Here is a 24502-nt window from a genome sequence, read left to right on the forward strand (position 1 = left end):
CCCACGTTTGGTCTCCTCGCGCTAACCCCGTAGCGTGTGGTTTTTAGCGGGCTCCAGGCCCGCTTTTTTTTCGTCCGGACAAACGTTTGCTCGCTTTGATCAATTCAGAGCCCGAACGTTTACCTCATGACAGAAGGGAGCGCCGCGGCGCTCCCTTTGTCGTTTCATGGCTCCGGCCGCACCGGAATCAGGCTGTTTTCGCTTCCGCCAGCTTCAGCTCGTCGATCATGCGTGCGCGCATCACGAATTTCTGTGCCTTGCCGGTAACGGTCATCGGCAATTCGTCGACGAAGCGGATATAGCGCGGAATCTTGTAGTGCGCGATCTGCCCCTGGCAGAACTCGCGGATGTCGTCCTCGCTCGCCTGCTCGCCCGGACGCACGACGATCCACGCGCACACCTCCTCGCCGTATTTCTGGTCCGGCACGCCGAAGACCTGCACGGATTGCACCTTCGGATGACGGAACAGAAACTCTTCGATTTCGCGCGGATAGATATTCTCGCCGCCGCGAATCAGCATGTCCTTCAGGCGTCCGACGATGTTGCAATACCCTTCTGCATCGATCGTCGCGAGGTCGCCGGTGTGCATCCAGCCGTCGACGATCGCCTCGCGCGTCTTGGCCTCGTCACCCCAATAGCCCTTCATCACCGAGTAGCCGCGTGTGCACAGCTCACCGGTTTCGCCGACCGGCACGATGTTGCCCAGCGGATCGACGATCTTCACTTCGAGATGCGGTTGAATGCGCCCGACAGTCGTCGTGCGTTTGTCGAGCGGATCGGTCGTCGAGCTTTGGAACGAGACGGGGCTCGTCTCCGTCATGCCATACGCGATCGTGATCTCGCTCAGATGCATCTTCGACACCACGCGTTTCATCGTCTCGATCGGACACGGCGAACCCGCCATGATGCCCGTGCGCAGACGGCTCAGATCGTACTTCGCAAAGTCAGGATGATCGAGTTCGGCGATGAACATCGTCGGCACGCCGTGCAGCGCCGTGCATTTCTCCTCGTGGACGGCGGCGAGCGTCGCGGCGGGATCGAAGGCTTCGCCAGGGAACACCATCGCGCAGCCCGTCGACACGCACGCGAGCACCGCCAGCACCATGCCGAAGCAGTGATACAGCGGCACCGGAATGCACAGCGAATCCTGCTCGGTCAGACGCATGGCCATCGCGATATAGCGCGCGTTGTTGACGATGTTCCGATGCGTCAGCGTCGCGCCCTTCGGATTGCCGGTCGTGCCGCTCGTGAACTGGATGTTGATCGCGTCGTCGGGGTGCAGCTTCGCTTCGAGCGCATCGAGTCGCGTCACGTCGAGTTGCTCGCGGCCGGTGCGCATCACATCGTCGAAATTGAGCATGCCGGGCGTTTTGCCCTCGCCCATTCGAATCACGGCGCGCAGCTCGGGCAGCTTCGCCGCGTCGAGCGCGTTCGGTGCGGCGTCGGCGAGTTCGGGCGCGAGCGCCTGCAGCATCTCCAGATATTGCGATGACTTGAACTGCTCGGCCGCGATGATCGCCTTGCAACCGACCTTGTTCAGCGCGTATTCGAGCTCCGCCAGCCGGTACGCCGGATTGATGTTCACGAGCGTGGCGCCCATGCGCGCGGTCGCGAATTGCGTCAGCAGCCATTCGACGCGATTCGGCGACCAGATGCCGACGCGATCGCCCGCCTGAATCCCGAGCGCGAGCAGGCCGCTCGCGAGCACATCGACCTGATCCGCGAACTCGCGCCAGGTCCAGCGAATGTTCTGCTCGCGGAAAACGACGGCCGGACGATCGGGAAATCGGCCCGTGGTTTCCAGTAGCAAACGCGAGACGGTCGCGTCGCTCAAAGGTGAGTCGGTCGCGCCGCGAACATAAGAAACGCCGTCGCGCGGTTCGATCTGCGCGCCGGCCTGCGTCGGTTCAGTTGCCATCGATGGTCTCCGCCAATGTGAATCGCCGCCCGATGAAGGCTAATTGGAGGCCATTGTGCATCGCAAAGACGCGTGCGGGCATTGAGTGTTTCCCCTCAAGACTCTTATGAATATACCGACGAATTTCTCGTCGAATCAACGAGATACGCAAATGCTGCCGGCCCGCCACATAACCGATATGCAGTTTTGCCCGCGCGATTTGCCGATTTGGAGCATAAAAAAAGCAGCCCGAAGGCTGCTTTTCGAACTGCTGAACGCTGCTTGCGTCGCGCGCTTAGTGCTTCGCGTGCGCCTTGCGCAGACGTTGGATCGCCGCGAGTTGCGCCGTCGCGTAAGCGAGTTCCGCTTGTGCGGTCGCGTACTCGAGCTCCGAGTTGTTGTTCTGAATCGCTTCCTCGGCGCGCTTCTTCGCCTGCTCTGCCTTCGCTTCGTCGAGATCGGCGCCGCGGATGGCGGTGTCGGCGAGCACGGTCACGATGCCCGGCTGGATTTCGAGAATCCCGCCAGCCACGAACACGAACTCTTCCGAGCCGTCTTCCGCCTCGATGCGCACCGCGCCCGGACGAATACGCGTGATGAGCGGCGTGTGGCCCGGCAGAATGCCGAGTTCACCCGCTTCGCCCGGCAGCGCGACGAACTTCGCCTCGCCCGAGAAGATCTGCTCTTCCGCGCTGACGACGTCTACCTTGATGGTTGCCATATGTGTCGACTCCTGAGGTGAGTGTGATTCGCGGACATCGGCCCTTCAGCCAACGTCCGCCGCAAAAACACCCGACCTTTACTGGATCTTCTTGGCCTTTTCGAAGGCTTCGTCGATCGTGCCGACCATGTAGAACGCCTGCTCCGGCAGATGATCGCACTCACCGTCGACGATCATCTTGAAGCCGCGAATGGTTTCTTTCAGCGGCACGTACTTGCCCGGCGAACCCGTGAACACTTCAGCGACGTGGAACGGCTGCGACAGGAAACGCTGGATCTTACGCGCGCGCGAGACCGACAGCTTGTCTTCCGGCGACAGTTCGTCCATGCCCAGAATCGCGATGATGTCGCGCAATTCCTTGTAGCGCTGCAGCGTTTGCTGAACGCCACGCGTGATCGTGTAGTGCTCTTCGCCGATCACGTGCGGGTCGATCTGACGCGAGGTCGAATCGAGCGGGTCCACTGCCGGGTAGATACCCAGCGACGCGATGTCACGCGACAGCACGACGGTTGCGTCCAGGTGGCCGAAGGTCGTAGCCGGCGACGGGTCGGTCAAGTCATCCGCAGGGACGTACACGGCCTGAACCGACGTGATCGAGCCGGTCTTGGTCGACGTAATACGCTCTTGCAGCTTGCCCATTTCTTCAGCCAGCGTCGGCTGATAACCCACTGCCGAAGGCATACGGCCGAGCAGAGCGGACACTTCCGTACCCGCCAGCGTGAAACGGTAGATGTTGTCGACGAAGAACAGCACGTCGAGGCCTTCGTCACGGAAGTGCTCGGCCATCGTCAGACCGGTCAGCGCGACGCGCAGACGGTTGCCCGGCGGCTCGTTCATCTGGCCGTACACCAGCGCGACCTTGTCCAGAACGTTCGAGTCCTTCATTTCGTGATAGAAGTCGTTCCCTTCACGGGTACGCTCACCCACACCGGCGAACACGGAATAACCACCGTGTTCCTTCGCGATGTTGTTGATGAGTTCCATCATGTTCACGGTCTTGCCCACGCCAGCACCGCCGAACAGACCGACCTTGCCGCCCTTCGCGAACGGGCAGATCAGGTCGATAACCTTGATGCCCGTTTCGAGCAGTTCGGTCGACGGCGACAGATCTTCGAATACCGGCGCGTTCTGGTGGATCGAGCGCAGCGTTGCCGATTCGATCGGACCTGCTTCGTCGATCGGACGGCCGAGCACGTCCATGATGCGGCCGAGCGTCGGCTTGCCGACCGGCACGCTGATGGGCTTGCCGGTGTTCTTGACCATCGTGCCGCGGCGCAGACCGTCGGACGAACCCAGACAGATGGTGCGCACGATGCCGTCGCCCAGCTGCTGCTGGACTTCGAGCGTCAGCTCGGTGCCTTCAAGAATGAGCGCGTCGTAGATCTTCGGCATGTGCTGACGCGGGAATTCCACGTCGATAACGGCGCCGATGCACTGTACGATCTTGCCTTCTACCAAAGCAGTAGTACTCATCGCATTTCCTTTAGATACTGTGTTCTTTCACGCGGCCGTCAGACCGCTGCGGCGCCGCCGACGATTTCCGACAATTCTTTCGTAATCGCGGCCTGGCGGCTCTTGTTGTAGACGAGCTGCAGTTCGTTGATCACGGTCTTCGCGTTGTCGGACGCGGCCTTCATCGCGACCATGCGCGCGGATTGCTCCGACGCCATGTTTTCCGCGACCGCCTGATAGACGAGCGCTTCGACGTAGCGGACCAGAAGTTCGTCCACCACGGTTTGCGCATCCGGCTCGTAGATGTAATCCCACGAGGTCTTCGGCGTTACACCGTCTTCGTCCTTCGCGTTCAGGTCATCCACCGACAACGGCAACAGCTGCTCGATCACCGCTTCCTGCTTCATCGTGTTGACGAAGCGCGTGTACGCGAGGTACACCGCGCTGATCTTGCCTTCCGAATACAGGTCGAGCTGCACCTTGATCGCGCCGATGAGCTTTTCCAGATGCGGCGTATCGCCGAGCTGCGTGACTTGCGACACGACGTTGGCCTTCAGGCGATTCAGGAAGCCAAGTCCCTTGCCGCCGATCGCCGACGCTTCGATCTTGATGCCGCTCTGATCGAGTTCCCTGATCTTGTTCAGCGACGCACGCTGGATGTTCGTGTTCATGCCGCCGCACAGACCCTTGTCGGTCGTGACGAGGATCAGGCCGGCGGTCTTCGCACCCTGGTTCTCCACCATGAACGGATGGCGATATTCCGGGTTCGCACGGCTCATGTGCGATGCGATTGCACGGACCTTGTCGGCATACGGACGGGCGGAACGCATGCGTTCCTGAGCGCGGCGCATCTTCGATGCGGCGACCATTTCCATCGCTTTCGTGATCTTGCGCGTGTTCTGCACGCTCTTGATCTTGCCGCGAATTTCCTTCATTCCAGCCATTGCTTACTCCTTGATCGAAGCCGCGCGGCGCCCGAGCACCGCGCGTTGCCTCTTAGTCCCGATCAATAAGCGCCCGACTTCTTGAAGTCCTTCAGCGCGGCATGCAGTGCGCCTTCGTCGTCCTTCGACAAGTCTTTATTGTCTTCGATGCGCTTCACCAGGTCGGCATGCTTCGTCTTCAGGTACTCGCGCAGGCCCTTTTCGAACGGGAGCACTTGCGCGACTTCCAGATCGTCGAGGTAGCCGTTGTTGGCTGCGAAGAGCGACACCGACAGCTCCCACACTTGCAGCGGCTGATATTGCGGCTGCTTCAGCAGTTCCGTCACGCGGCGGCCGCGCTCCAGCTGCTTGCGGGTGGCTTCGTCCAGGTCGGATGCGAACTGCGCGAACGCAGCCAGCTCACGATACTGCGCGAGGTCGGTACGGATACCGCCCGACAGCTTCTTCACGACCTTGGTCTGAGCCGCACCACCGACGCGCGACACCGACACGCCCGCGTTGATCGCGGGGCGGATACCGGCGTTGAACAGGTCGGTTTCAAGGAAGATCTGGCCGTCGGTAATCGAGATCACGTTCGTCGGAACGAACGCGGTCACGTCGCCGGCTTGCGTTTCGATGACCGGCAGTGCCGTCAGCGAACCGCTCTTGCCCTTCACTTCGCCGTTGGTGAACTTCTCGACGTACTCTTCCGAGACGCGAGCAGCACGCTCGAGCAGACGCGAGTGCAGATAGAACACGTCACCCGGATACGCTTCGCGGCCCGGCGGACGGCGCAGCAGCAGCGAAATCTGGCGATATGCCCAAGCTTGCTTGGTCAAGTCGTCATAGACGATCAGCGCGTCTTGTCCACGGTCGCGGAAGTATTCGCCCATCGTGCAGCCGGAGTAGGGCGCGAGGTATTGCAGCGCGGCCGAATCCGAAGCCGAAGCCGCGACGACGATGGTGTACGCCATCGCGCCGGTTTCTTCGAGCTTGCGCACCACGTTCATGATCGACGAAGCCTTCTGGCCGATCGCGACGTAGATGCAGATGAGGTCCTTGCCCTTCTGGTTGATGATCGCGTCGACCGCGACGGCGGTCTTGCCGCACTGACGGTCGCCGATGATCAGCTCGCGCTGGCCACGACCGATCGGCACCATCGAGTCGATCGACTTCAGACCCGTCTGCACCGGCTGCGACACCGACTTACGCCAGATCACGCCCGGAGCGATCTTTTCGATCGCGTCGGTCATCTTCGCGTTGATCGGGCCCTTGCCGTCGATCGGGTTGCCGAGCGCATCGACCACGCGGCCGATCAGTTCCGGGCCGACCGGCACTTCGAGAATGCGGCCCGTCGTCTTGACGGTGTCGCCTTCCGACACGTGTTCCCACGCACCGAGAATCACGGCGCCGACCGAGTCACGCTCGAGGTTCAGCGCGAGGCCGAAGGTGTTGCCCGGGAATTCGAGCATTTCGCCCTGCATCACGTCCGACAGGCCGTGGATACGCACGATACCGTCGGTCACGGAGATCACGGTGCCCTGGTTGCGAACGTCCGCGCTCGCTTCAAGGCCCTGGATCCGGCTCTTGATCAGCTCGCTGATCTCAGAGGGATTGAGTTGCATTATTCGCTCCTGATAGTCAATTCTGTTGCGTGCCAGCTAGGCGCTTCCTGGAAGCGTCAGGCGGTCAGAGCCGTCTGCATGCTGGCGAGGCGCGCGCGGACCGAGGTATCGAGCACTTCGTCGCCAACCGTCACGCGAACGCCGCCGATCAGCGAGTGATCGACTTCGACGGTCGGCTTCAGCTTGCGCTGGAACTTGCGTTCGAGGCTTGCAACGAGGTCGTTCAACTGTTCGCCTTCGAGGGGGAACGCGCTCACGATATGCGCATCGGCCGCCCCTTCACGGGCGTTCTTCAATTCGTCGAACTGGACGGCGATTTCCGGCAGCAGCGCCAGGCGATGATTCTCGGCCAGCATGCCGACGAAGTTCTTCGCCTGAGCATTACCTTGAGCGAGTGGCGACTTCACTGCGGCGAGCAGGAGATCGACGACTTGCTGACGGCTCACCTTCGGGCTCGTGGCGACGGATTCCACTTCGGGCAGACGCGCAACCTGAGCCAGCTCTCCGACGAAGGTGGACCAGCCCGCGAGATCGCCGCTTTCGGCCACGCGGAACAGCGCTTCTGCGTAAGGACGAGCGATGGTTGCAAGTTCGGCCATGATCAGAGCTCGGTTTTGAGTTGATTCAGCAGATCGGCGTGAGCCTTCTGATCGACTTCGCGCTTCAGAATCTGCTCGGCGCCCTTGACGGCCAGTGCGGCGACTTCAGCGCGCAGCGATTCGCGTGCCTTGACGATTTGCTGGTCGGCATCCGCCTTCGCTTGCGCGATGATGCGCGCGGCTTCGGCTTGAGCGTTGGCCTTGATTTCTTCTGCGACTGCTGCAGCGCGCTTTTCAGCGTCGGCGATGCGTTGCTGGCCGTCGTTGCGCGCTTGCGCGAGTTCCTGGTCGACGCGCTTGTGCGCTGCTTCGAGTTCCGCTTTGCCCTTGTCGGCGGCGGCGAGGCCGTCGGCAATCTTCTTCGAGCGCTCGTCGAGGGCGTTGATCAACGGCGGCCACACGAACTTCATCGTGAACCACGCGAGGATCAGAAACACGACCATTTGCGCAAACAGGGTTGCGTTGAGATTCACGGTGTTTCCTTAAACGTTGCTTGATCGGAGGTGAAACGGTTAAAAGGCGCTCATCGGCTGTTGAGCTCGATCAGCGCCTCATCCGTTCCGGTTAGCGTCTTTGAAAAGTCAGACGCAAACTTCCGAGGAACCTCAGCCTGCGAGCTTCGAGAGCAGCGGGTTCGCGAAAGCAAACAGCATTGCCACACCAACGCCGATCAGGAACGCCGCGTCGATCAGACCAGCCAACAGGAACATCTTGGTCTGCAGCGGGTTCATCAGTTCCGGCTGGCGGGCGCACGCTTCAATGTACTTGCCGCCCATCAGACCGATACCGATACAGGCGCCGATTGCACCCAGGCCGATGATGATGCCGATACCGATGGCGGTCAGACCCTGGATGTTGGCGATGAAAGCTTGCATGATCACTCCTTTGATTAAAGACTTTGGAACTGGATTTATAAAAAACGAAAACCTAAAACCTGAACGATTCCGGAACGTGCCGCAACGCGTCAGTGTGAGTCATGCGCCTGGCCGATGTACACCAGCGTCAGCATCATGAAAATGAACGCCTGCAACAGCACGATCAGAATGTGGAAGATCGCCCAAACCGTGCCTGCGACCACATGACCGATGAAGCCGAGCACGGAAGCGTCCGCACCGAACGTCCACATGCTGCCCAGAAGGGCGATCAGGAGGAACAGCAGTTCGCCTGCGTACATGTTGCCGAAAAGCCGCATGCCGAGCGAAACCGTCTTGGCGACGAACTCGATGATGTTCAGCGCGAGGTTCGGAATCCACAGCAGCGGATGCGCGCCGAACGGAGCCGACAGCAGTTCATGCACGAAGCCGCCGGCGCCCTTGATCTTGAAGTTGTAGTAGATCATCAGCACGAACACGCCGAGCGCGATGCCGATGGTGCCGTTGAGGTCAGCCGTCGGAACGATGCGATGATGGGGAAGCACTTCCGACAGACCCAGCCAGCCGATGACGCGCGACGGCAGATCCACGGGGATGAAGTCGAGCGAGTTCATCAGGGCGACCCAGACGAACACGGTCAGTGCGAGCGGAGCAATGAAGCGGCGGCTGCCGTGGATCATCGACTTCGACTGATCTTCGACCATTTCGACCAGCATCTCGATCGCGCACTGGAAACGGCCGGGAACACCGGACGTCGCCTTGCGCGCGGCAAGATGAAGAATGAAGATGGTTGCGAGACCGCACACGATCGACCAGAACAACGTGTCGAGATTCCAGACGTGAATGTCGAAAATCGACGTCTGTGCGTGCGTGGAAAGATTCTGCAAGTGGTGCGCAATGTACTCGGACGGATCCAGAGCGTGCGTTCCTTCGCTAGCTGCCATATCGTTAAAGCCACCCAAATTGTCAAAAATCTTTCGCCGCCCATCGCTTCCGAGCCGCCGCTTCGCGTCGCGGCTCCGGGGCAAGGGGCCCGAGTGCGGTACACGGTCCGCACTTGTTCATCCGTGATGCTACTTGCAACCTGTGCTGCAGGCACTTACCTGGGACGTCAAGAATCGTCACCGCAGCGCCATTGCCACCCAGTAAGTCTTGAGAGCGACGATGTACGTGACGAGCAGCGGCAACCACAACGCGCTCTTGTACCAGTACGCGACCGCCACGAACATGGCGATCGTCGCTCCCATCTTGAGCGCCTCGCCGATCATCCAGCTCATGATCGTCTCCGCGCCGCTCTTTGCGCTCAGGCGCGCGGCGAACAAGGCGCTCGGCACCCAGCAGATTGCTCCCCCCAGAAATGCGGACAGCGCAGCATCGCCCGGCGGCTTGTAGAACAGCCACCACAACAGCGTCGCACCCAGGGACAAAACCATTTGCGCTGCCACCACCTTAAACGGAGTGACACGCGATGGACGACTCACCTCGGGCCCAAACAGCTTCTGTGCCTGATCCCGCGTGAGCGGAACGATATTGTTATCTTGCGCTTCGGCATCCCACGATTCGCTCGACGAAGGGCGCGGCTGATTTCCGGAGGCGTTTTCATCGCCGGCTGAGTGAGCGTCCGGCGCTCGATTTTGCTCTCGCACCGCCTTCAAACCTTCAACCTAAAAGTCCCGGGAAATCACCTTGCGCTTTCGCTGCGCTTTCGAGGTGGCCTAGCTGATAAATCCGGGCGATTGTAAGCGATTGTTGTCACGGATTCAATAGTTTAGGTGCGTCAAAAACCAAGCAGACGAACCTTAAAAATTGGTCTCGAAAGCGAGACTTTCCTTGCAATTGCAAGGAGATTCTCAGTCCGTAGCGAAGCATTCGCCGGCGGTCAGATGAGCGCCCAGCCGATGACCGTTGCCACGATCCAGAACGGTATGGACACCATGTGAAACGGCATCCACATGCCTTTTTCGCCTGAAAGTCTGACGGCGATGAGATTCGCGAGCGAGCCGATCGCGATGCCGAAACCGCCGACGCTCACGCCGAACGCGAGGGCGCGCCAGTCCCTGGAGAACTCCGCGAGCACGATCGCGGCGGGCACGTTGCTGATCGCTTGGGATAGCACGGCGCCCGCTGCATAGGCGCGCACGGGCGTATTGATACCGATATGCGCGATGCCCGCGTGAATCGACGGCAACGCGGCCGCGCTGCGCAGCACGATGAACATCATCACGAAGATGAGCAGCAACAGCCAGTCGATCTTGAGAACGACTTCGCGGCGCCACACCAGGAAAACGAGCGCGAGGGCGGCAAGCGCGGGGCCGGCATGATGCGCGTCGGCGAGCGCGACGAACGCCGCGAATGCAAGCACGCTCACGCCGCACAGAAGAAGGTCGACGCGATGCTCTTCGACATCGCCGGACAAATCGAGCGGCGTGGCGCGAAACATCGCGAAGGTGACGATGCCGAGCAGCGCCATCAATGCGGCGCACAGCGGCAGCATCGTCCAGACGAAGGCCGGGAAGCCGACGCCGCTCGTCTGCCACAGGAAAAGGTTCTGCGGGTTGCCGAGCGGCGTGAGAATCGAGCCTGCGTTGACCGAAAGCGCGATCACGATGACGAGCCGCTTGATCGGCAAGGGCGCGAGCTTGTGCAACGACAACGCGAGCGGCACGACGGCAAAGAGCGCGACGTCGTTGGTCAGCACGGTCGACAGCCCCGCGGCGAGCGCCACGAGCAGCAACGCCAGCGTGCGCTCGCCATGAATGTGATGCACGAGCCGATGCGCCGACCACATCAGGAATCCTGACAATTCGATCGCTTTCGTCAGGATCAAAAGGCCGGCGAGCGTGAGCACGGTCTGCCAGTCGACGAGGCCGGGCAGCGACGACAACGGCCGCGGATGCGCGATCTGCAGCACGATGAGCGCGAAGACGAGGATCGCGAGAACCGGCTCTTTCGAGACGGCTCTCCAGATACGCGCCAGAACGTCGAAACGTGCGCGCTTGGCGTGGAACTCGGACAAGATGCGCGCGAAATCAGGCTGCCGGGGTCGGCGTTTCGACGCTGCCGCGCAGCTTCGTCAGAATGCCCTCGAGTGAGTCGAGATTGCCGAAATCGATGGTGAGCTTGCCGCGCCCTCGTCCGCCCAGCTTGATCTTGACGTTCGCCGCGAGCAGGTCCGACAACTCTTCTTCCAGCCGGCGAGTATCACGTCCGCCGTCGTTTGCGGCGCGTGCTTTTGTCGCGGGGGCTTCCTTGGTCGTCGCCGCAACGAGACGCTCGGTTTCACGCACCGACAAGCGTCGATTCACGACGTGATTGGCGAGCTGGATCTGCGTCGCGGCATCGACGGCGAGCAGCGCGCGCGCGTGGCCCATGTCGAGATCGCCGGCGAGGAGCATCGTCTGAACGGGTGTCGCCAGGTTTAAAAGGCGCAGCAGGTTCGATACGGCGCTGCGCGAACGCCCGACCGACTCGGCCGCCTGTTCGTGCGTGAAGCTGAATTCATCGAGCAGACGCTGAATGCCCTGCGCCTCTTCCAGCGGGTTCAAATCCTCGCGCTGGATGTTTTCGATCAGTGCCATCGCGGCGGCGGCCTGATCTGGCACGTTTTTTACGAGCACCGGCACTTCATCGAGACCGGCGATGCGCGCCGCGCGGAATCGTCGCTCGCCCGCGATGATTTCGTAGCGATCGTCGCCGATGGAGCGCACGAGAATCGGCTGCATCAGCCCTTGCGCGCGGATGCTCGCTGCGAGCTCCTGAAGCGCGCCTTCGTCCATGCGCGTTCGCGGCTGGTACTTGCCCGCCTGCATCTTGTCGAGCGGCAACACCGATGGCGTTCCCTCGCCGCGCACGGCTTCCGTAATGTCGACGCTGCCGCCGAGCAATGCATCCAGGCCTCGGCCCAAACCCTTCTTTTTCATTACAGCGCTCATTTCGGTTCCTCCGTCGGCGTTCCCTGCCGCATCGAATGGGTTTGTTTAGTGCATGTCGAGCGAACGTACACGCTCGATCATTTCCGCGCCGAACTGGATATAGGCCTGCGCCCCGCGCGACGACTTGTCGAACACGACGCCCGGCAGCCCGTAACTCGGCGCTTCGGCAAGGCGCACGTTTCGCGGGATCACGACATCGAACAATTTGCTGCCGAAGTGTTCCTTCAGTTGATCCGACACTTGCTGCTGCAGCGTAATCCGGGGATCGAACATGACGCGCAGCAGGCCGATCACCTTCAACTCACGGTTCAGGTTCGCGTGAACCTGCTTGATCGTGTTCACGAGGTCGGACAGCCCTTCCAGCGCGAAATATTCGCATTGCATGGGGATCACCACGCCGTGCGCCGCGCACAACGCATTGAGCGTCAGCAGCGAAAGCGCCGGGGGGCAATCGATCAGCACGAAGTCATAGTCATCGACTACTTCGTCGATTGCAGCGCGAAGAATGCGTTCGCGGTTCTCCATATGCACGAGCTCGACTTCGGCGCCCGCGAGTTCGCGGTTCGCCGGCAGCACGTCATAGTCGACGGCTTCCGGACGCGTGCGCGCGTCACGCAGCGTCACGCCATCGACGAGAACCTCGTAGACGGTGTTTTCGCACGCTGCCTTGTCGATACCGCTGCCCATCGTCGCGTTGCCCTGCGGGTCAAGGTCGATCAGCAGCACACGCTGGCCGAGCCCCGCGAGACTCGCCGCGAGATTGACCGCAGTTGTGGTCTTTCCAACGCCGCCCTTCTGATTTGCGACGCAGAAGATTTTTGCCATCGTTTTGTGTCCTCGTTTCTCTTCGCTGTCAGAAGATCAGCGTGCCTGGAATGGCGGATGAAAACCCTCAACGGACCGTCATATCGGCTCGACGGTAATCTCGACGAGATGCCGCTCCGCGTCGAGCATCGGCACGTTCAGACGCTCAATGCCCAGCACGGTGGCGCCCGGCGGGACGCGCGCGGCTTCGGCGTCGGGCCTCACACCCTTCATCGCGAGAATCCGTCCGTTGTCCGCAACCAGATGACGCGAAAGTGTAACGAAATCGGAGAGCTCTGCGAACGCGCGCGACACGATTACATCGAATTTTTCTGGTACTTCGATTCCCGGACGTAAACTTTCGACGCGCCCCGTCACTACCGCAAGATTGTTCAGACCTAACTGAACCTTCACCTGCGACTGAAACGCGGTTTTCTTGTGGACGATATCGTTCAACGTGACATGCAATTCCGGCAGCGCGATCGCCAATACGATTCCCGGTAAACCGCCGCCGGAACCGACGTCCAGCGCAGCCGCGGGTTGACGCGCCGACACCGCCGGGACGATCGCGAGCGAATCCAAAATGTGCTGGATCATCATCTGATGTGGATCGCGGATCGCCGTCAGGTTGTAGACGGAATTCCATTTGCCGAGCAGCGCAACGTAATCGAGCAGCTTTTGACTTTGCGACGAAGACAGCGTGAGACCGAGTTCGGCGACGCCCTTCTCGAGCGTCGTTGTGAGAGATAAGCTTCGCTCCGTCATTGAACCGCCGTCGTGTTACCGGAGGTTGAATCGTCGCCCGTCGAATTGCGGCCGCGACGGCCCGCGCCGCGCTTCAGATGAACCATCAGCAGAGAAATGGCAGCCGGTGTGATGCCGGAGATACGCGACGCCTGACCGATCGTCTCAGGGCGGTGCTGAATCAGCTTCTGGCGAGCTTCGAAGGACAGCCCGCGCACTTCGTTGTAGTCGAGCGCGTCAGGCAAGCGCGTGTTTTCCTGCGCGCCGTTGCGTACGATTTCGTCCGCCTGACGGTCGATATAGCCTTGGTACTTCACGCCGATCTCGATCTGTTCCTTGATTTGGGCGAGCAGAACCGGATCTTCGGCAAGCGGCGTCTCCGGACCGCACGCGCCATCGCGGAGCGCACAAATTCCATCGTACGAAACACCCGGACGGCGCAGCAGATCCGCCAAACTGTATTCGTGGTCGATTGGTTTACCGAGCAAAGTCGTCGCTTCTTCCGCGGGCAGCGTCTTCGGATTCACCCAAGTCGAACGAAGACGCTGTGTTTCACGTGAAACAGCATCGCGCTTGCGGCTGAATGCATCCCAGCGGATATCGTCGACGACGCCCAGCTCACGGCCAATCTCCGTCAGACGCATATCCGCATTATCTTCGCGGAGCGACAGACGATATTCTGCCCGGCTCGTGAACATCCGATACGGCTCCGACACGCCACGCGTGACGAGATCGTCGACGAGAACGCCCAGATACGCCTGATCGCGGCGCGGGGACCACGCTTCCTTCCCTCGCACGTGCAAACCAGCGTTGATACCCGCCAGCAACCCTTGCGCGGCGGCCTCTTCGTAACCGGTTGTGCCGTTGATCTGCCCTGCGAAGAACAAACCGTTGATCGCCTTCGTTTCGAGCGACGCCTTCAGCCCGCGCGGATCGAAGTAGTCGTACTCGATCGCATAGCCTGGGCGAAGGATATGCGCATGTTCCAGACCGCGCATCGAGCGGACGAGATCGAGCTGGACATCGAACGGAAGGCTCGTCGAGATGCCATTCGGATAGAACTCGTTCGTGGTGAGACCTTCCGGCTCCAGAAAAATCTGGTGAGCGTCTTTGGAAGCGAAACGATGAATCTTGTCTTCGATCGACGGGCAATAACGCGGCCCGACGCCTTCGATAACGCCCGTATACATCGGCGAGCGATCGAGACCTGAACGGATGATGTCGTGCGTCTGAGCATTCGTATGCGTCACCCAGCACGGCATTTGACGCGGATGCTGCTCTACCCGCCCGAGGAACGAGAAAACCGGAATCGGATCGAGATCGCCCGGCTGCTCTTCGAGCTTCGAAAAATCGATCGTACGGCCATCGATGCGCGGCGGCGTGCCGGTTTTGAGGCGGCCTTGCGGCAGCTTCAGCTCCTTGAGACGCGCGGAAAGCGAGATCGCAGCCGGATCGCCCGCGCGACCACCGACGTAGTTATTCAGGCCGACGTGAATCTTGCCGTCCAGGAACGTGCCCGCCGTCAGCACGACTGCGCGCGAACGGAATCGAAGCCCGACTTGGGTCACGGCACCGACGACGCGGTCCCCTTCGACCATCAAATCGTCGACGGCCTGCTGAAACAGCCACAAATTCGGCTGATTTTCGAGTCGATGGCGGATCGCCTGCTTGTACAGGAGGCGGTCAGCCTGCGCCCGGGTCGCCCGAACCGCCGGTCCTTTCGACGAATTGAGAATCCGAAACTGAATTCCCGATTCGTCCGTCGCGGCCGCCATAGCGCCGCCGAGAGCGTCGACTTCCTTGACGAGATGCCCTTTGCCGATTCCGCCAATCGACGGGTTGCAGCTCATCTGGCCTAGCGTCTCGATGTTATGGGTCAAAAGCAACGTTTTGCAGCCCATTCGAGCCGAGGCAAGCGCCGCCTCGGTGCCCGCGTGACCGCCGCCGACGACGATCACATCAAATTCTGTGGGATAAAGCATTGAGATATCGTGTACGAACGACACGAACCTAGAGAGGGAATAGCTTTGAATTATAACGGTTTCTCCCGCCCTCGAATTCGACCGGGCGGCTGAAGGCGAAAAAAATGGCGTGTTTCACGTGAAACACGCCACCAGATGACACCGCAAGCGTCGCGCTATGCGACCTTTTTCGTCAGACCAAGATAAGTTTCGATGACTTGCGGGTCGTGCTGAAGCGCATCGGCACTTCCCTCCAGCGCAAACTCGCCGGTTTCGAGAACGTAGCCGTAATCGGAAATCTGCAGGGCCGCCCGAGCATTCTGCTCGATCAAAAGGGTCGCGACGCCCGTTTGTCGCAGCGCGCTGATGATGTGAAAAATCTCCTTCACGATCAGCGGTGCCAGCCCGAGGCTCGGCTCGTCGAGCATTAGCAACTGCGGCTTTCCCATCAATGCACGGCCGACGGCCAACATCTGCCGCTCTCCGCCCGAAAGCGTGCCCGCCGCCTGCTTCCTTCGCTCTTTCAGACGCGGGAAAAGCGCAAAAACATGATCCATCTGATCGAGATAATTCCGCTCGCCCGCCTTCTTCCGTCGATACGCGCCGAGCACGAGATTGTCTTCGACGGCCATCGTCGCGAACAACTCGCGCTTTTCCGGCACGAGGCACATTCCACGTGAAACACGACGCTCAATCGCCAAGGCCGAAATATCCTCGCCGAGATAACGCACCACGCCCTTCGCGTGTCCCGTTTGCGGCAACGCGCCCATGATTGCATTGAGCAGCGTCGATTTCCCCGCTCCGTTCGGCCCGATGACCGATACGATCTGCCCTGCCCCGACGGTGAGCTTGCCGTCGTGCAACGCTTCGACTTTGCCATAGCGGACGGACAGGCCATCCACTTGCAGAATCGGGTTTCCTACTGCGTTCGATACGTTTGCCATCATTCCACCCCGCCCAAATAGGCTTCGAGCACCGCCGGATCCTTTTGAACATCTTTCGGCAATCCTTCGGCGATCTTGGTGCCGAACTCCATCACCACCAGCCGATCCGTCAGATTCATCACGAAATCCATGTCGTGCTCGACCAGAAGAATGCTCATCCCCTCGGCGCGAAGTTTTCGCAGCAAATCGGCGAGTTGTAATTTTTCTTGATACCGCAAACCGGCTGCCGGTTCGTCGAGCAGCAAGAGTGTCGGATCGCAGCACAGCGCCCGCGCGATCTCCATGATCCGCTGCTGACCGAGCGCGAGACTGCCGGCCTCACTGTAAATATGTTTGTCGAGACCGACGCGCTTGATCTGCTTCGCCGCCTCGGCCATCAATCGCGTCTCTTCGGCTGCATTCAGACGCACGACGCTGCGCCAAACGCCGGTGTTGCCCCGCAGATGTGCGCCGATCGCGACGTTTTCCAGAACCGTCATCCCGGGCAGCATCTTGACGTGCTGAAACGTCCGTCCTATGCCGCGTTTGACGATTTCCCGGGAAGTCAGCTTCTCGATGCGTTCGCCGTGGAAACTGATCGCGCCGCTGGTCGCCTGAAGAACGCCCGTGACCAGATTGAAGGTCGTGGACTTCCCCGCACCGTTCGGTCCGATCAACCCGATGATCTCGCCCGCCTTCACCTCGAAGCTCACGTCGTTGACCGCGACCAGCCCGCCAAACTGCTTGCGCGCCTTTTCTACGACGAGCAGACGTTCGCCGGCTGCTGGTTTGCTGCGTTGCGGCAAAGCATCGCCATGATCCGGCACATGCGCACGCGGCCCGCGCGGAAAGAGACGCGCCACGAAAGGCCACACGCCCTGTCGCGCATATTGCAGGAGCAGCACCATCACGACACCGAAAACGATCACCTCGAAATTGCCGTTAGCGCCGATCAGCTTCGGCAGCAGCGTCTGCAGGTAATCCTGCAGAACGGTGAGGATCGTCGCCCCGAGAATCGCACCCCAGACATGTGAGACGCCGCCCACCACCGCCATGAACAGGAATTCGATGCCGTGATTCAGCCCGAACGGCGTCGGGTTCACCGCCCGCTGCAAATGGGCGTACAGGAAGCCCGAAATGGCCGCCAGAACCGCGGCGTAGATGAAGATCACCACGCGCATCCACGCCGTGTTGACGCCCATCGCCTCGGCCATCGTGCCGCCGCCGCGCAGCGCACGAATGGCACGGCCAGGCCGGCTATTAAGCAGATTCTGAACGGAGATCACCGCGAGCAGCACGACAACCCAGATCAGGTAGTAGATGCTGCGCCCCGATTCCAGCTCCCAGCCGAACACGCTGAGAACCGGAATGCCGTTGATGCCGTCGTACTTGCCGAGCAGCTCCATGTTGCCGAACAGATAGAACAGCGACAGTCCCCACGCGATCGTCCCGAGCGGCAGGAAGTGCCCGGACAGACGCATCGTGATGAGGCCCAGCAGCAACGCGATAAACGCCGTCAGCACGACGCCCGCGATCAGCGCGAGCCACGGCGAGACGCCATAGCGCGTCGTCAGGAAGGCCGTCGCATAGGCGCCTACGCCGACGAACGCGGCCTGTCCGAAGCTCGTCATCCCGCCGATGCCCGTCAGCAGCACCAACCCGATCGCGACGATCGAATAGAGGCCGATGTAGTTCAGCAGCGTGATCCAGTACTCGGGCACGGCGACCGGTCCGGGCAGGATCGGCAACGCGAAGACGATCAGCAGAAAGATCCAGAAAGAACGGAATTTCATCGGCTTACTCCTCGTCTTCATCGGAATGCGGGCTCGCCAGGCTTCGCCACAGCAGGACCGGAATAATCAACGTGAAGACGATCACCTCCTTGTACGCGCTCGCCCAGAACGACGAATACGATTCGAGCAGTCCCACGAGCAGCGACCCCGCCGCCGCGAGCGGATAGCTCACCAGACCGCCGACGATAGCGCCCACGAAGCCCTTCAGACCGATCAGGAAGCCCGAGTCGTAGTAAATCGTCGTGATGGGCGCCACGAGCACGCCGCAGAGCGCGCCGAGGCCCGCCGCGAGCGTGAACGCGAGCCGCCCTGCCTGCGTCGTGCCGATGCCCACCAGCCGCGCGCCAAGGCGATTCACCGACGTCGCGCGCAACGCCTTGCCGGAGATCGAGCGATCGAAGTAGAAGTACAGCGCGGCGATCAGCACGACCGCCGTGCCCACGACCCACAAGCTTTGCCCGGAGATCGAGACGCTGCCGATATTGAAGTTGGCATCGGAGAAGGCCGTCGTGCGCGAGCCTTCCGCGCCGAACATCACGAGGCCGAGGCCGACCATCGCGAAGTGCACGGCGACCGCCACGATCAGCAGCAACAACGTGCTCGCTTCCGCGATCGGTTCATACGCCAGCCGATAGACGAACGGTCCCATCGGCACGACGATCAGAAGCGTGAGCGCGATCTGCGCGATCATCGGCAGAGGCTGCGCGAAAACGGCCTGCGTGATGCCCCACACCGCGACGGGAAACAGCAGATACTTGCCCGCCAGAACGGCGAGCAAACGCCCTTTCTGATGATATCGCGCAGGATGCCGAACGATGCCGGCGAGTTCGGCGACGAAACAGCCGACGCCCATCGCGATGAGCAAATAGCAGGTGGCGGGCAGCTTCTGCGTCTGCAGCGCGGCCAGCGTGAGTGCGCCATACGCGACGAACTCGCCCTGCGGAATGAAAATGACGCGTGTCACGGAGAACACGAGCACCAATGCGAGCGCGAGCAACGCGTAGATCGCGCCCGTGGTGATCCCGTCCTGCGCGAGGATCGCCGCAATCGATAAGTCCATTACTTCCTCTTCGGGGCTTCTATCAAACAGGCCGCGATACGACAGCAGCCGGAACATGGTCAAAGCGGCGCGCCGTTGCCGGTGCGCCGCTCGTTCATCTTGAAAATAGGAAACACGAACGCGCGATCAAGCGCGTCCCGTCAAGCTCAGTCGTTAAGCAGCTTCCACTTGCCATCGACGATCTGCACCATCACGCGCGCGCGATTGTCGAAGCCGTTGTGATCCGTCGGCGTCATGTTCATGATGCCGTGCGACACCGGCAGATCCTTCAGGTTTTCCAGCGCGGCGCGCAGCGCTTCGCGGAATTCCGGCGTGCCCGGCTGGCCCTTCTTCAGCGCTTCGGGAATCGCGCGCTGGAGCATCTGGCCGGCATCCCACGCGTGGCCGCCGAACGTCGAGAGCGAACCCGCGCCGTAGGCCTTCTCATACGCTTCCTTGTACGCCGCCGACGACTTCTTCACCGGATTGCTGTCCGGCAGCTGCTCGGTCACGAGCACCGGACCGGCGGGCAGGATTTCGCCCTCGCAGTCCTTGCCGCACACGCGCAGGAAGTCGTTATTGGCGACGCCGTGCGTCTGATAGACCTTGCCCTTGTAGCCGCGCTCCTTCAGCGCCTTCGCCGGCAGCGCCGACGGCGTGCCCGCGCCCGCGATCAGCACCGCGTCGGGGTTCGCGCCCATCGTCTTCAGCACCTGGCCCGTGACGGACGTGTCCGTGCGGTTATAGCGCTCGTTCGTGACGATCTTCAGCTTGTGCGCGGCGGCCGCCGTGTTGAACACGTTGTACCAGCCGTCGCCGTAGGCATCCGCGAAGCCGATGAAGCCCACCGTCTTCACGCCGTGCTTCTCCATGTAACTCGCGATCGCATCGGCCATGAGCGCGTCGTTCTGCGGCGTCTTGAAGACCCACGCCTTCTTCGCATCCATCGGCGCGATGATCGCGGCCGATGCGGCCATCGAGATCATCGGCGTCTTGCCTGCGGCGGCCGCATCGATCATCGCGAGCGAATTCGGCGTGACGGTCGAGCCGACGATCGCATCGACGTGATCTTCGTCGATCAGCTTGCGCGTGTTCTGCACGGCGCGGCTCGTGTCGGAACCGTCGTCGAGCACGATCCATTCGACCGACTTCCCGCCGATTTCCTTCGGCAGCAGCGCGACGGTGTTTTTCTCGGGAATCCCGAGCGATGCGGCCGGCCCCGTCGCCGAGAGCGTCACGCCGATCTTCACCTGCGCGAAGGCCGCGCCCGCACCCGCGAACAGGCTGCCCGCGATGGCGAGCGCGATGCCCGTCTTCATCCATGCTTTCTTCGTTTTCATTGCTTGTCTCCAAACGCGCACACTGGCGGTGCGTTGCTGCGAGTTGTTATCGATGCGACTTTCCAGGCCAATCAAAGAGCCGCCCCAATCTATTTACCGCGTTACTGCGTGCCAAGGCTGGTTTTCCCTGACCATTCGCACCATCGCGAGCGAGGCTGTGCGCCCTCTTCTTCGCAACGGCTTCCCACTGCACAGCGCAGAAAAAAGGCGCGTTCGAAACGACGCGCCTTTTGTTCTCCGGATCAGTTCACATGCGATCCCGTCAGTTGCCCGAGAGCTTCCACTTGCCGCCGGCGATCTCCACCATCACGCGCGCGCGCTGGTCCAGTCCGGAGTGATCGTTCGCGCTCATGTTGAAGATGCCGTGCGACGCGGGCAGATTCTTCGTCTCTTCGATGGCCGCGCGCAGCGCTTCGCGAAACGCCGGCGTGCCCGGCTGACCCTTCTTCAGCGCGATCGGAATCGCGCGCTGCAGAATGAGGCCCGCGTCCCACGCGTGACCGCCGAAGGTCGACACCGAACCCGCGCCATACGCGCCTTCATAGGCCTTCTTGTAGGTGAGCGCGGCCTGCTTTACGGGATTGCTGTCCGGCAGCTGCTCCGCCACCAGCAACGGTCCCGCGGGCAGGAACGTGCCTTCGCAGTCCTTGCCGCACACGCGCAGGAAGTCGTTATTGGCGACGCCGTGCGTCTGATAGATCTTGCCCTTGTAGCCGCGCTCCTTGAGCGTCTTCTGCGGCAGCGCGGCCGGCGTGCCCGCGCCCGCGATCAGCACCGCGTCCGCGTTCTGCGACATCATCTTGAGCACCTGGCCCGTCACCGATGCGTCGTTGCGCGCGAAGCGCTCGTTCGCGACGATCTTCAGCTTCGCGAGATCGGCGGCCTTCGAGAATTCCTTGAACCAGCTCTCGCCGTAGGCATCGGAAAAGCCGATGAACGCCACCGTCTTCACGCCGTGATTCGACATGTGCTGCGCGATCGCGGTGGCCATCAGGATGTCGTTCTGCGGCGTCTTGAAGACCCACGCCTTCTTCGCATCCATCGGTTCGACGATGCTCGCGGCGGCGGCCATCGAGATCATCGGCGTGTGCGTTTCGGCGGCGATGTCGGTCATCGCGAGCGAGTTGGGGACGACCGTCGAACCGAAGAGCGCATCGACGTGATCTTCGCTCGTCAGCTTGCGGGCGTTTTTCACGGCCTGGGTGGAGTCGGTGGCGTCGTCGAGAACGATGTATTCGACCTTTTGCCCGGCGATTTCCTTGGGCAACAACGCGACCGTGTTCTTTTCCGGAATGCCGAGCGACGCCGCCGGGCCCGTTGCCGAGACCGTCACGCCGATTTTCACGTCCGCCCAAACCTGATTGCTGAATACCGCCGATAATGCCGCGACAGCCATTGCGGCCGTCTTAACGCGTAAAGCCCACTTCATTGATTTGCGCCCCGTAAATCGTGTTTCTGCGTGAAGAACTGCCTGCGAATATGCCCATGATTCGCGCCCGCTTCGAATCGCCGACCAACGGGTCGGGAAATGCAGTTTAGCGGACGAAAGCGCCGCGCAGCAAGCGTTTTGAAGGGTTCGTGGTGCGCTTGAGCGTTGTTTTTTCGACGCTTTTGCAATGCCGCCGCGCAGATCCGGAAACCCTCGGGAAAACCCCGCCTAAAATGCCCGGCGGGATTTATTCGTATTATCGACGGGCAAATAAAAAAGCGCTGTTGGACTCATCCAACAGCGCTTTTCGGTTGGGCACTTTGTGCCTCATGTCTCCTCGTTCTCCACCTCAAAAAATCTGGGTGCAACAGAACTAGGACGCATGTTAAAGAACGCAACAGTGCCCGGCAACCTAGCATTTACCCTAGTGGTGCACAAAAGCACCTTAACGGGGCGTATTTCTTGCAATACAGCGCGCATCTCGCAAATGCCGATTGATTCGCAATTCAAACTAAATCGCGTCACCCTTGCAGCGGCCGAACGCGCGCGACGATCTCCCCGACGATCCCGCGACGGAACGCCAGCACGCACGCGATGAAGATAACGCCCGTCACGATCGTCACCGATTCGCCCAGCGAGTTGAACCACGACACGCCGGTGAGCCGCGCCATGCCGCTGCCGATATCGCCGAGCCGGTCTTCCAGCGCGACGATGATCGCCGCACCGAGCAGCGGGCCGAACATCGTGCTCATGCCGCCGACGAGCGTCATCAGGACGACGAGACCGGACATCGTCCAGTAGGCGTCGCCGAGCGTCTCGAAGCCGAGCACCAGCGTCTTCATCGAACCGGCGAACCCCGCGAGACCCGCCGACAGCACGAACGCGAGCAGCTTGTAGCGCGCCGTGTCGTAGCCGAGCGAGATCGCGCGCGGCTCGTTCTCCTTGATCGCGATCAGCACCTGCCCGAACGGCGAATGGACGATGCGCACGATCAGCGCGAACGCGAGCAGCATCACGACGAGCACGACGTAATAGAGCGTGATGTCGTTGCCGAGATCGACGGCATTGAAGAGCTTGCCGCGCGGCACGCCTTGCAGACCGTCCTCGCCGTGCGTGAACGGCGCCTGCAGGAAGACGAAGTAGACCATCTGCGCGAGCGCGAGCGTGACCATCGCGAAGTAGATGCCCTGGCGGCGAATCGCGATCAGCCCGGCGACGAGACCGAGCAGCGTCGCCGCCGCCGTGCCCGCGATCACGCCGAGCTCCGGCGTGAAGTTGAGCGTCTGGATCGCGTAGCCGGTGACGTAGCCGGCGGAGGCGAGGAACATCGCGTGCCCGAACGACAGCAGCCCCGTGTAGCCGATCAGCAGATTGAACGCGGCCGCGAAGAGCGCGAAGCACAGCACCTTCATCATGAACAACGGATACACGCCGACGAACGGCGCCACGATCAGGCCGATCAGCAACAGGCCGTAGAGCGCTTTTCTCTGCATCATTTTTCCTTGCCGAAGAGTCCTGCCGGGCGAATCATCAACACGATCGCCATGATGACGAAGACGACCGTCGCGGACGCTTCCGGATAGAACACGCGCGTAAAGCCTTCGATCACGCCGAGCAGCAGACCCGTGAGAATCGAGCCCATGATCGAACCCATGCCGCCGATCACGACGACCGCGAACACGGTGATGATCATCGACTGGCCCATCAGCGGCGACACCTGAATGACCGGCGCGGCGAGCACGCCCGCGAACGCCGCAAGCGCGACGCCGAAGCCGTAGGTGAGCGTGATCATCATCGGCACATTGACGCCGAACGCCTCGACGAGCTTCGGGTTCTCCGTGCCCGCGCGCAGATAGGCGCCGATGCGCGTCTTCTCGATGACGAACCACGTCGCGAAGCACACGACGAGCGACGCGACGACCACCCACGCGCGATAGTTCGGCAGGAACATGAAGCCGAGATTGGTCGCGCCAGACAGCAGCGACGGCACGTCGTAAGGCTGCCCCGACGAGCCGTAAATGGAGCGGAACACGCCTTCGACCACGAGCGTGAGACCGAACGTGAGCAACAGCCCGTAGAGATGATCGAGCTTGTAGAGCCAGCGCAGCATCGAACGTTCGACGAACACGCCGAAGAGTCCCACCACGAGCGGCGCGAGCACGAGCATCGCCCAGTACGGAATGCCGAGGTAGGAATAGCCCATCCACGCGAGCATCGCGCCCAGCATGAAGAGCGCGCCATGCGCGAAGTTGATGACGTTGAGCAGGCCGAAGATCACCGCGAGCCCGAGGCTCAGGATCGCGTAGAACGAGCCGTTCACCAGCCCGAGCAGCAGCTGGCTCATCATCGCGGCGAGTGGAATGCCGAAAATTTCCATTGAACCTGCCGTCAGAAACGTGTTGACGCGGTTGCGGCGGCAAGGCGGCCCCGAGCCGCCTGCCGCGCGAA

The 24502-nt window shown here is 61.3% G+C and carries 22 protein-coding genes; all 22 read right to left on the reverse strand.

Annotated elements, in window-relative coordinates; genetic code table 11:
- Nucleotides 1–187: 187 nt before the first annotated feature.
- The 22 genes from AWB76_RS02675 to AWB76_RS02780 all read right to left on the reverse strand — a co-directional run bounded on the left by AWB76_RS02675 (nucleotide 188) and on the right by AWB76_RS02780 (nucleotide 24431).
- A complete protein-coding gene (locus AWB76_RS02675) occupies nucleotides 188–1918 on the reverse strand; it encodes an AMP-binding protein (RefSeq protein ID WP_061158596.1) in 1731 nt (576 codons plus the stop codon).
- Nucleotides 1919–2192: 274 nt separating this feature from the next.
- Entirely contained in the window at nucleotides 2193–2618 is a 426-nt protein-coding gene (locus AWB76_RS02680; protein ID WP_061158597.1) for a F0F1 ATP synthase subunit epsilon, read from the reverse strand.
- Between the two features lie 78 nt (nucleotides 2619–2696).
- On the reverse strand, nucleotides 2697–4091 hold the full coding sequence (atpD, locus tag AWB76_RS02685) for a F0F1 ATP synthase subunit beta (protein WP_061158598.1): 1395 nt from the start codon (nucleotides 4089–4091) through the stop codon (nucleotides 2697–2699).
- A 38-nt stretch (nucleotides 4092–4129) separates the two neighbouring features.
- Entirely contained in the window at nucleotides 4130–5014 is an 885-nt protein-coding gene (atpG, locus tag AWB76_RS02690; protein WP_061158599.1) for a F0F1 ATP synthase subunit gamma, read from the reverse strand.
- Nucleotides 5015–5076: 62 nt separating this feature from the next.
- On the reverse strand, nucleotides 5077–6618 hold the full coding sequence (gene atpA / locus AWB76_RS02695; protein ID WP_061158600.1) for a F0F1 ATP synthase subunit alpha: 1542 nt from the start codon (nucleotides 6616–6618) through the stop codon (nucleotides 5077–5079).
- Nucleotides 6619–6674: 56 nt separating this feature from the next.
- Nucleotides 6675–7217, reverse strand: coding sequence for a F0F1 ATP synthase subunit delta (locus tag AWB76_RS02700; RefSeq protein ID WP_061158601.1), 543 nt, complete (start codon nucleotides 7215–7217; stop codon nucleotides 6675–6677).
- 2 nt (nucleotides 7218–7219) lie between these two features.
- Nucleotides 7220–7690, reverse strand: coding sequence for a F0F1 ATP synthase subunit B (locus AWB76_RS02705; RefSeq protein WP_061158602.1), 471 nt, complete (start codon nucleotides 7688–7690; stop codon nucleotides 7220–7222).
- Between the two features lie 132 nt (nucleotides 7691–7822).
- Nucleotides 7823–8092: a F0F1 ATP synthase subunit C gene (atpE, locus tag AWB76_RS02710; RefSeq protein ID WP_007180033.1), complete on the reverse strand. Its 270-nt coding sequence runs from the start codon at nucleotides 8090–8092 to the stop codon at nucleotides 7823–7825.
- Between the two features lie 89 nt (nucleotides 8093–8181).
- Nucleotides 8182–9033 (reverse strand): F0F1 ATP synthase subunit A, encoded by an 852-nt coding sequence (gene atpB, locus AWB76_RS02715; protein ID WP_061158603.1) that lies wholly within the window; start codon nucleotides 9031–9033, stop codon nucleotides 8182–8184.
- A gap of 177 nt (nucleotides 9034–9210) precedes the next feature.
- Nucleotides 9211–9744 (reverse strand): ATP synthase subunit I, encoded by a 534-nt coding sequence (locus AWB76_RS02720; protein WP_061158604.1) that lies wholly within the window; start codon nucleotides 9742–9744, stop codon nucleotides 9211–9213.
- A gap of 224 nt (nucleotides 9745–9968) precedes the next feature.
- Nucleotides 9969–11105 carry an SLC13 family permease gene (locus AWB76_RS02725; protein WP_061158605.1) on the reverse strand — a complete coding sequence of 379 codons (1137 nt, stop codon included), beginning with the start codon at nucleotides 11103–11105 and terminating at the stop codon, nucleotides 9969–9971.
- 13 nt (nucleotides 11106–11118) lie between these two features.
- A complete protein-coding gene (locus tag AWB76_RS02730; RefSeq protein ID WP_061158606.1) occupies nucleotides 11119–12021 on the reverse strand; it encodes a ParB/RepB/Spo0J family partition protein in 903 nt (300 codons plus the stop codon).
- A gap of 45 nt (nucleotides 12022–12066) precedes the next feature.
- On the reverse strand, nucleotides 12067–12846 hold the full coding sequence (locus tag AWB76_RS02735; protein ID WP_061158607.1) for a ParA family protein: 780 nt from the start codon (nucleotides 12844–12846) through the stop codon (nucleotides 12067–12069).
- Nucleotides 12847–12924: 78 nt separating this feature from the next.
- Nucleotides 12925–13590: a 16S rRNA (guanine(527)-N(7))-methyltransferase RsmG gene (gene rsmG, locus AWB76_RS02740; RefSeq protein ID WP_061158608.1), complete on the reverse strand. Its 666-nt coding sequence runs from the start codon at nucleotides 13588–13590 to the stop codon at nucleotides 12925–12927.
- Entirely contained in the window at nucleotides 13587–15551 is a 1965-nt protein-coding gene (gene mnmG / locus AWB76_RS02745) for a tRNA uridine-5-carboxymethylaminomethyl(34) synthesis enzyme MnmG (RefSeq protein ID WP_061158609.1), read from the reverse strand. The genes rsmG and mnmG overlap by 4 nt, the downstream gene beginning before the upstream one ends.
- A gap of 155 nt (nucleotides 15552–15706) precedes the next feature.
- Nucleotides 15707–16474: an ABC transporter ATP-binding protein gene (locus AWB76_RS02750; RefSeq protein ID WP_061158610.1), complete on the reverse strand. Its 768-nt coding sequence runs from the start codon at nucleotides 16472–16474 to the stop codon at nucleotides 15707–15709.
- The gene (locus AWB76_RS02755; protein ID WP_061158611.1) at nucleotides 16474–18246 is read right to left on the reverse strand and encodes a branched-chain amino acid ABC transporter ATP-binding protein/permease; all 1773 of its coding nucleotides are present in this window, start codon (nucleotides 18244–18246) and stop codon (nucleotides 16474–16476) included. Before AWB76_RS02755 ends, AWB76_RS02750 begins: the two co-directional genes overlap by 1 nt.
- Nucleotides 18247–18250: 4 nt before the next feature.
- Nucleotides 18251–19306 carry a branched-chain amino acid ABC transporter permease gene (locus AWB76_RS02760; protein WP_061158612.1) on the reverse strand — a complete coding sequence of 352 codons (1056 nt, stop codon included), beginning with the start codon at nucleotides 19304–19306 and terminating at the stop codon, nucleotides 18251–18253.
- Between the two features lie 146 nt (nucleotides 19307–19452).
- Nucleotides 19453–20625, reverse strand: coding sequence for an ABC transporter substrate-binding protein (locus AWB76_RS02765; RefSeq protein ID WP_061158613.1), 1173 nt, complete (start codon nucleotides 20623–20625; stop codon nucleotides 19453–19455).
- Between the two features lie 262 nt (nucleotides 20626–20887).
- Entirely contained in the window at nucleotides 20888–22054 is a 1167-nt protein-coding gene (locus AWB76_RS02770) for an ABC transporter substrate-binding protein (protein ID WP_061158614.1), read from the reverse strand.
- A gap of 521 nt (nucleotides 22055–22575) precedes the next feature.
- Nucleotides 22576–23547 carry a branched-chain amino acid ABC transporter permease gene (locus AWB76_RS02775; RefSeq protein WP_061158982.1) on the reverse strand — a complete coding sequence of 324 codons (972 nt, stop codon included), beginning with the start codon at nucleotides 23545–23547 and terminating at the stop codon, nucleotides 22576–22578.
- Nucleotides 23547–24431 carry a branched-chain amino acid ABC transporter permease gene (locus AWB76_RS02780; RefSeq protein WP_061158615.1) on the reverse strand — a complete coding sequence of 295 codons (885 nt, stop codon included), beginning with the start codon at nucleotides 24429–24431 and terminating at the stop codon, nucleotides 23547–23549. Before AWB76_RS02780 ends, AWB76_RS02775 begins: the two co-directional genes overlap by 1 nt.
- Nucleotides 24432–24502: the final 71 nt, after the last annotated feature.

Origin of the sequence: Caballeronia temeraria (assembly GCF_001544795.2) — a bacterium.
GTDB lineage: Bacteria > Pseudomonadota > Gammaproteobacteria > Burkholderiales > Burkholderiaceae > Caballeronia > Caballeronia temeraria.

Bases quoted from the DNA above. Each gene is read 5' to 3' on its own strand.
- AWB76_RS02675 (WP_061158596.1), bottom strand. From the start codon at position 1,918: ATGGCAACTGAACCGACGCAGGCCGGCGCGCAGATCGAACCGCGCGAC.
- AWB76_RS02680 (WP_061158597.1), bottom strand. From the start codon at position 2,618: ATGGCAACCATCAAGGTAGACGTCGTCAGCGCGGAAGAGCAGATCTTC.
- atpD (WP_061158598.1), bottom strand. From the start codon at position 4,091: ATGAGTACTACTGCTTTGGTAGAAGGCAAGATCGTACAGTGCATCGGC.
- atpG (WP_061158599.1), bottom strand. From the start codon at position 5,014: ATGGCTGGAATGAAGGAAATTCGCGGCAAGATCAAGAGCGTGCAGAAC.
- atpA (WP_061158600.1), bottom strand. From the start codon at position 6,618: ATGCAACTCAATCCCTCTGAGATCAGCGAGCTGATCAAGAGCCGGATC.
- AWB76_RS02700 (WP_061158601.1), bottom strand. From the start codon at position 7,217: ATGGCCGAACTTGCAACCATCGCTCGTCCTTACGCAGAAGCGCTGTTC.
- atpE (WP_007180033.1), bottom strand. From the start codon at position 8,092: ATGCAAGCTTTCATCGCCAACATCCAGGGTCTGACCGCCATCGGTATC.
- atpB (WP_061158603.1), bottom strand. From the start codon at position 9,033: ATGGCAGCTAGCGAAGGAACGCACGCTCTGGATCCGTCCGAGTACATT.
- AWB76_RS02730 (WP_061158606.1), bottom strand. From the start codon at position 12,021: ATGAGCGCTGTAATGAAAAAGAAGGGTTTGGGCCGAGGCCTGGATGCA.
- AWB76_RS02735 (WP_061158607.1), bottom strand. From the start codon at position 12,846: ATGGCAAAAATCTTCTGCGTCGCAAATCAGAAGGGCGGCGTTGGAAAG.
- rsmG (WP_061158608.1), bottom strand. From the start codon at position 13,590: ATGACGGAGCGAAGCTTATCTCTCACAACGACGCTCGAGAAGGGCGTC.
- mnmG (WP_061158609.1), bottom strand. From the start codon at position 15,551: ATGCTTTATCCCACAGAATTTGATGTGATCGTCGTCGGCGGCGGTCAC.
- AWB76_RS02750 (WP_061158610.1), bottom strand. From the start codon at position 16,474: ATGGCAAACGTATCGAACGCAGTAGGAAACCCGATTCTGCAAGTGGAT.
- AWB76_RS02755 (WP_061158611.1), bottom strand. From the start codon at position 18,246: ATGAAATTCCGTTCTTTCTGGATCTTTCTGCTGATCGTCTTCGCGTTG.
- AWB76_RS02760 (WP_061158612.1), bottom strand. From the start codon at position 19,306: ATGGACTTATCGATTGCGGCGATCCTCGCGCAGGACGGGATCACCACG.
- AWB76_RS02765 (WP_061158613.1), bottom strand. From the start codon at position 20,625: ATGAAAACGAAGAAAGCATGGATGAAGACGGGCATCGCGCTCGCCATC.
- AWB76_RS02770 (WP_061158614.1), bottom strand. From the start codon at position 22,054: ATGAAGTGGGCTTTACGCGTTAAGACGGCCGCAATGGCTGTCGCGGCA.
- AWB76_RS02775 (WP_061158982.1), bottom strand. From the start codon at position 23,547: ATGCAGAGAAAAGCGCTCTACGGCCTGTTGCTGATCGGCCTGATCGTG.
- AWB76_RS02780 (WP_061158615.1), bottom strand. From the start codon at position 24,431: ATGGAAATTTTCGGCATTCCACTCGCCGCGATGATGAGCCAGCTGCTG.